This is a genomic window from Streptomyces sp. (genome assembly GCF_036566765.1).
Lineage (GTDB): Bacteria > Actinomycetota > Actinomycetes > Streptomycetales > Streptomycetaceae > Streptomyces.
In genome coordinates, this window is record NZ_DATCVQ010000701.1 from 1 (window position 1) to 2,631 (window position 2,631).

Annotated in this window: 1 protein-coding gene and 1 pseudogene; both read left to right on the forward strand. The window is 76.6% G+C overall.

What is annotated here, in order from left to right; all coding sequences use genetic code 11:
• Nucleotides 1-838 (forward strand): hypothetical protein (locus tag VIU94_RS40375; RefSeq protein WP_331919910.1); only part of this gene is annotated, 838 nt, incomplete at its 5' end.
• 47 nt (nt 839-885) lie between these two features.
• Nucleotides 886-2,631, forward strand: a pseudogene (locus tag VIU94_RS40380) (hypothetical protein); the annotation flags it as partial.

The window sequence follows — 2,631 nt, forward strand, 5'->3', positions numbered from 1 at the left end:
GCTCGCCCCCACCGCCGCGGTGACCCCTGCCGACGCCGCCGACGCGGCCCGGCTCGTCGCCTTCGGGCTGCAGCCCAAGCTGCTCCCCGCCCGCGACGCCGAGTACGCCGAGCTGCTCCGCCGCTACCGCGAGGACCCCGCCTTCGCCCGGCTCGCAGACGCCGTCGCCACCGGTCTGGGCCTCGTCGTCCTCGAGGTCTCCCCGCGCGCCGGCATGGCCGTCACCGCCGGCGAGGACTCCGTCTTCGCCGTCCGCATGGGCGACTACGCCCGCCGCGCCAACACCGACTCCGCCGACCGGTTCCTGCACGGCCTCGCCCACCTCGCCGTCGCCGCGATGGCGTTCCCCCGCCCCGAGGACCTCGCCGACGACGCGTACATCGGCCGCCTCACCGTCAACGGCGTCGACGGATTCGTCCGCCAGGCCTGCCGCCGCCTCGAAGAGCGCGCCGAGCAAGAGGGCGAGAACACCGACCCCGCGTCCGACGCCCCCGGCCTGGAGTCCGCCTGGCGGATCTACGCCCGCCGCAGCGCCACCGGCGCGACCAAGGACGCCCGCCGCCTGGCCGGCTCCACCACCGGCATCGTCGGCAAGGCCGTCGCCTTCCTCACCGACTCCGGCTTCCTCCAGCGCACCGGCGACGACGCGGGCGGCGCGTACCGCACCACCGCCCGCTACCAGCTCCAGGTCCGCGACATGGCCGGCAGCGCCGCCATGGCCGAGCTGATCGACCTCGGGGTCGTCCCCGTGTCCGACGGCGCCGCCACCCTCCTCCCGCCGCCGGACGGCGACGACCTGGAGCTGGCCGCCGACGCCGGCCTGCCCTTCCATGCGTAACCGCCCCGCCTGACCACGCCACAGACTGACGACGAGAGTCCGCCGCCATGTACGAGTTGTCCCGGGTCCGCCTCTACTCCATCGGTCCCGCCGGTGCGCGCTACGCCGACACCGTCCTGGACCTGCGGGGAGTCGGCGAGCCCGTGCCCAACCCCGCCCCCACGCAGGCGGAGTTCTTCGAGGAGGAGCCGGTCGGCCCGCCGCGCCGGCCCGCCCCCGCGGGCGTCCTCTTCCTGGAGAACGGCGGCGGCAAGTCCGTCCTCCTCAAGCTGATCTTCTCCGTCATGCTGCCCGGCCACCGCAACACCCTCGGCGGCGCGAGCTCCGGCGTGCTGCGCAAGTTCCTGCTCGCCGACGACTGCGGACACGTCGCCCTGGAGTGGCAGCACACCCTCACCGGCGAGCTGGTCGTCGTCGGTAAGGCCAGCGAGTGGCGCGGCCGCCAGGTCTCCAACGACCCGCGGAAGTTCGCCGAGGCGTGGTACTCCTTCCGGCCCGGCCCCGGTCTGAGCCTGGACAACCTCCCCGTCGCGGAGGCCACCTCCGTCCGCCCGCCCGTCGAAGGCGCCTCCGGCGCGCAGGGCCGCCGCCGCACGATGAAGGGCTTCCGCGACGCGCTGACGGATGCGGGCAAGGCGTACCCGCACCTGGAGGTGTACTGGGAGGAGATCCACGACCGCTGGAACGAGCACCTCGGCGACCTGGGTCTCGACCCCGAACTCTTCCGCTACCAGCGGGAGATGAACGCCGACGAGGGCGAGGCGGCCGGCCTCTTCGCGGTCAAGAAGGACTCCGACTTCACCGACCTGCTGCTGCGCGCGGTCACCGACACCCGCGACACCGACGGCCTCGCCGACCTCGTCGGCGGCTTCGGCAACAAGCTCGGCCGCCGCGCCGAGCTCACCGCCGAACGCGAGTTCACCGCCGGGTCCGTCGACCTGCTCGGCCGCATCGTCGAGGCCGCCGAGACCCGCGCCCGGACGCGTGACGTGCACGCCGGCGCGGAGCGCCGTACCCGCACGCTGGCCCGCCGGCTCTCCGCCCGCGCCGCCGAGGAGCGCGGCCGCGCCGCCGACCTCGCGCAGCAGGTCACCGCGGCCGCGCACGCCGTCTCCGAGGCGGAGCAGGCGCGCGGCCGCAGCGCGCTGATCGCCGCGGAACTGGCCTTCCGGCATGCCTCGTTGGCGCTGACCGTCGCGGAGAAGACCGCGGCGTCCCAGCGCCGGGAGCTGATCGACGCGCGCACCCTGCACTCCGCGTGGCAGGCCGCCGAGGCCGTGCTCCGGCACCGCGCCGCAGCCGACCGCTCGGCCCGCGTCGCCGTCGCGATCCGCGAGGCCGAGCGGGACGCCGCCCCGGCGCTCGCCGCGCGCGCGACAGCCGCCGCCGACCTCGTACGGGCCCTGCACGCGGCCGCGGAGTCGGGCGAGCGGCACGCGGCGGAGGAGGAGGAGCGCTCCGCCGCGCTCCAGGAGGCCGGCGAGACCGCCCACCGCGACGCAACGGCCGCCGCGACCGAGGCGCAGCGCGCCCGCAGCGAGGCGGGACACCTGCGGCAGCGGCTCGCCGAGGTCGAGCAGGAGACGGCCGAGGCGGTACGGGCCGGGTGGCTCGACGACACCGCCCCGGACGCCGACCCCGCGCGGGCGGCGCTGGCCGCGAGCGACGCGGAGAAGACGACCGTCGCGTCGTGGGACGCGGCCCGCGAGGCCGCCCGCACGACCGCGGACCGCGCCCGCGAGGCCGCCGCCGCAGAGAGCCGCGCCGACCTCACGGCCGCCCGCGCGCAGGAC